This window comes from Protofrankia sp. Cr2 (assembly GCF_963555885.1).
Lineage (GTDB): Bacteria > Actinomycetota > Actinomycetes > Frankiales > Frankiaceae > Protofrankia.
In genome coordinates, this window is the sequence record NZ_CAUVXG010000110.1 from 1 (window position 1) to 4,712 (window position 4,712).

General features: G+C 70.3%; 3 protein-coding genes and 1 pseudogene. All 4 read left to right on the forward strand.

The features are described 5' to 3' along the window. Positions 1-382 (forward strand): hypothetical protein (locus U9978_RS23720; RefSeq protein WP_322763368.1); only part of this gene is annotated, 382 nt, incomplete at its 5' end. A 56-nt stretch (positions 383-438) separates the two neighbouring features. Further along, positions 439-996: a hypothetical protein gene (locus U9978_RS23725; RefSeq protein WP_322763369.1), complete on the forward strand. Its 558-nt coding sequence runs from the start codon at positions 439-441 to the stop codon at positions 994-996. Between the two features lie 82 nt (positions 997-1,078). Continuing rightward, the gene (locus U9978_RS23730; RefSeq protein ID WP_322763370.1) at positions 1,079-3,034 is read left to right on the forward strand and encodes a CHAT domain-containing protein; all 1,956 of its coding nucleotides are present in this window, start codon (positions 1,079-1,081) and stop codon (positions 3,032-3,034) included. 729 nt (positions 3,035-3,763) lie between these two features. Continuing rightward, a pseudogene (locus U9978_RS23735) lies at positions 3,764-4,712 on the forward strand (type IV secretion protein Rhs); the annotation flags it as partial.

The window sequence follows — 4,712 nt, forward strand, 5'->3', positions numbered from 1 at the left end:
CCCCCACCCCGACCCGACCGCGATCGCCACCTCCCATCACAACCTCGCGAACTATCTAGGCCGGACCGGCGCCGACCGTGCCGCCGTGCACGCCCACCGGCTCGCCGCCGCCACCCTCTACCGGCTGATCGGCGATACCGACGGGGCAGCCGACTCTCTGCGGACCCTGGCAGGGGAGCTGGCAGCCGACCCCGACAGCCCACCACCGGCAACCGTGGCCGGGCTCGCCGCGATCGTCGACCAGACCGACGGGGTGCATTTCGCCGCCCTGATCGACGGCCTCTGCCCGGACCGGGCGACCGCCGACCAGACCATCCGCGACATCATCAACACCGCACGCGATGCCGCCCGCGGTCCGGGCGGTCCGCCCGGCACGCGATGATGGTCCGCGCCTGGGCCGAATCTGGCCGACCCGGGCATGTTTCGGAGGGGGGACCTGTGGCCGACGAGCTGACCGGACGCATCCGCACGCTGTCGGAGGAGGACGCCGTCGCCGCGCTGGCGTTCGTCCTCGACGTCGAGGATGCCGCACAGGCGGAGGTGGAACAACTGCGGGCGGTCGAGGACAGGCTGGCGGAGGCGTTCACCACCACACCCGACCTCAGCGGGATCATCCGTCCCACCGGGACGGTGACAACCGGTGACCTGGCCCGCACCACCCTGCTCTACCTGGCCGGGCAGGAATCATCGGATGGCACCCGGTCGCTGGTCGCCCGGGCGTTGGACCGCCCCCGCCGCGAAGGGCAGCGTGACCCGCTGACCATCGCGATCGGCGGCCTCGTCCTGCTCGCGCTCAAGACCGACGTGGAACTGAAATGGACCACCTCCGGCAGATGGTCATTCCATTTCCGGCTCAAACCGATCAGTGACACGTTGCTCGCCGACATCCTCGGCAAGCTGTGGGCGTTGCACAGCGGAGACCCGGGCGGCGGGGACCCGAGTGGCGGAGACCCCGGCGGCGGGGACCCGGGCGGTGGACCCGCCGGCACCGGGTAAGCAGCCACACCGGGCAACCCCGGGCAGTTCCGGGCACCCCGGGCACCGGGGGTCCAGGGCCGGGCGGGGAGGGATGGTCGCTGTGGATCGGCTCGTGCTCGAGGTGCGTCGCTTCGACGGCCCGGCCCACTGGTACTGGACCCTGACCGACCTCGACGGCCGCGTCCTGACCGACCATGAGGTGAGCCTCGACCCGGCCGCCGACGAATACCAGGCGTTCACCCGGCTGGAACGCCACCTCGCCCTGCACGCCGACCCGACCCGCCCGCTGGCCGGTGAGACGGAGATCCTCGACCGGGTCGGCCGCTGGATCGGCGCGCACGTCTTCGGCCCGATCGGCCCGGCGATCATCGAGCGGGTCGAACGCGGTCCGCTGACGGTCGAGGTCCGCGTCCCCGACGATCCACCCGAGGCCCGCCAGCTGCTGTTCCGCCCCCTTGAGCTTGCGGTGATCGGCGAGCAGCCCCTGGCCCGCTGTGATGTCAGCCTGGTCATGGTGCCGCCCGGTCCGCCGGCCTGCGGCGGCCGGCGACCGGTCCAGGGCGCGCTGCGGATGCTGGCCGTCTTCAGCCTGCCCGACACCGAACAGGCACTTGCCCTGCGTGAGCAGCGCCGGGCGCTCACCCGGCAGCTCCACACCATCCGGGCCCGTTACAGCAAGGCGATCGACCTGCACATCCTGCAGTACGGCGCCACCCGGGACCGGCTGCGCGCTCTCCTCGAGGACGGCGACGGCTGGGACGTCATCCACATCTCCGGTCACGGCCGCCTCGACGCCGTCATCCTCGAACAGCCCGGCGGGGGCAGCGACCCGGTCGGCGCCGACGAGCTGGTCGCGATGCTGCGGGTCGCCCGGGACCGCCTGAAACTCCTCGTGCTGTCGTCGTGCAACTCGGCCGCAGCGCCCAGAGCCCTGCCGCCGGTGCTCGCCGAGGAAGCCGTCCGGCGGCTGGGCTGCGCCGTCCTCGCCATGCGCTACCGGGTCGACGACGATTTCTCCACCACCCTGACCGGCCACCTCTACGATCGGATGTTCGGCGCCGGCCAGTCGCTGCCCCGGGCCCTCCAGCTCGCCCTACCCCGCGCCCTCGGCGACCGTCCCACGCCCGGCACATCACCGCTGTCCGTCGCCGTCCCCGCCCTGTTCGGCGCCTGTTGCGTCGACCTCACCCTCCGCCCGCCCGACGCCCCGCCGGCCACCTTCACCACGGCCCGCCAGACGATGGTCCACTTTCCGCCCGAACCGGAACGGGTCATCGGACGATCCGGCCTGCTGCACCGCGCCGCCGCCGCTCTCACCACCACTCCCGGACCGGTCGGGCTTCTGCTCACCGGACCGGCCGGCATCGGGACGAGCACCTGCGCGGTCGAACTCGCCTACGCCCACGAGTACGAGTTCGCCGCCCACGCCTGGTACCGCCCACCGCACGGCGAGACACGACTGGATCGCATCCTCACCGCGTTCGCGGAATGCCTGGACCGCCAGCTGCCCGGCCTGGACATGGCAGCCGAGACCGGAAACAGCCAACGGCTCCACGCCTTTCTGCCTCACCTCACCGAGCTGATGGAACGCAATGCCATTCTCGTCGTCATCGACGCCGTGGACGGCCTGCTGGGCCAGCACGCGCAGTGGCGGGACCCGAACTGGGAACAGATCATCCACGCTCTCCTCGGTCACGACGGCCTGTCCCGCGTCATCCTCACCGCCCGGCGGGTGCCCGCCGGCCTGTCCCACCGGGTGCATGCCGAAACGGTGCCACCGCTGTCCCCGCGGGAATCGGTGCTGCTCGCCCGCTACCTGCCGACCGTCGGTACCCTCATGAAAGGCCACGCCGCCCTCCCGCCGGCCACGGTGAAAGCGACGGTCGGCGCGCTGCTCACCCGCGCCGCCGGTAACCCCGCCACTCTCCTCGCCGAGGATCGGGAACTCGCCCGCACGGACGGCGGTGGCATCAGCCGGATCCAGGCCGGTTCCGCCGGCCCCGTCACCCCCGAATACGGGGCACTTCTCGACCGCTGGATTCTCGACGCAGGCTGACTGGGCCACGCCACAGACCGACACCACACCGAGATCAACATTGATGTGATCATGAGAAAAACACCAGCCACCTAGGGTTGATCTTTGATCGGAACACCCTTCTTATCGGAGCCCCGCGTTTTCTTGTTTACCGACACCGGCATCCTGCAGATCGACCACTGTCAGTAGCGGTCGCGCGGAGTGGCCGATCGTTACTCGGAATGGCTCACTCGCGGTGGGCCTGTACCGCGGCGGGCCTGGATGGTATCGGCGATCTCCGGGTCGAGCGGTCCGGCTCCCTGCGAGCGCAGGGCGCTGCGGTGCAGTGCCGACCGGCCGGCGCTGGTCGGGGTCTGTGTTCCGCGGAACGCACCGGTTTCGTTACATCGGTGTCGAGCGTTACCAGGACACCGATTCCAAACGTTACCTGCGGGAACGCATACGCGACCGGTCCCTGCTCTTCGTGGCCGCGACCGGAGCCCCTTCCTGCCCGCTGCCACGCACCCCTGATCGGTCGGGTGCGGCTGATCGTGGAGATGGTGATCGGCGTTTGTTTGTCGTTAGGTACGGTTTTTGGCCGGATAGGCGTACCTGACGACAAACTCGTGCCGATCTTGTCGACGGATGTCAGATATCAGCGGAAGCTGCATGGTCTGTCCGGTACGTTCTCGGTGCGGATGGTCCTGCCGGTCGGCGGGCGGCTGAGTAGGCGTTCGGCGGACGAAGCCTGGGTGAACAGGGAGGCCCGCGGTGAGCGCCTGGGGTGTGCTGGAGCTGGACGGTGATCCGACTCCGGGTGATCCGGATGCGGTGCGGGGCATGGCCGTCCGGTTACGAACCCAGGCCGAGCTCGCCGAACACAACACCACTCGCCTGCGGGCGATCGCGGGTAGTGGTGAGCTGGCGATGGCCGGCGACTATGCGCCGGCTTACACCGAGGCGCTGGTGGAGTTACCCGACGACCTGGCTCGCCTGGCGCGTGCCTATCGGGGCTGCGGCGATGCGCTGTTTACCTATGCGAACGGTCTGACCGAGGCGAAGATCCGGGCGGGGGGTGCGTTGCGCCAGGGCCTGGACGCCGATGATCGCTACCGGGCGGCGTTGGGGGAGGTGCGGGCGTTGCTGCCCCCGGACCGGGAGCTTTTGTTGTGGCCGCGGGCGGAACTGTCCGACGGTTCAATCAGCGCGGCAACGGCGACGTGGGACGCGCAGGCGCTGCGGGAGCAGGTGCGGCAGGCCGCCGGTCGGGGTCAGGTGGCGAGTGCGGATCGGGCGCGGGCCCGGCGGCTGGCCCTGGATGCGGCGGAGTTGCGGGGGGAGGCGGCGCGGCGCTGCGCGCATGGGATTGAGGCTGCGCTCGCGGACAGTGGGATCAAGAACAGGTCATGGTTGGGGAAGGCGTGGGATGCGGTGTCGGCGCCGTTTCGGTCCTGGGACAGTTTCGTGGATTTGTGTCGGAATGTGGCGATGGTCGCCGGGGTCGTGGCGCTGTTTGTGTCGGGGCCGATCGGGTTGGCGTTGGTCGCGATCGCGCTGGTCGCGGGTGCGGCGGTGTTCGCGGACACGTTGGCGAAGTACGCGCAGGGCAAAGCGTCGTTAGGGCAACTCGCTTTGGATTCGCTGGGTTTGATTCCGGGTGGCCGTGGTGTGGTCAGCGTCGCCCGGCTGGGTCGGACGGCGGTGGCGCTGGGTCGGGGGG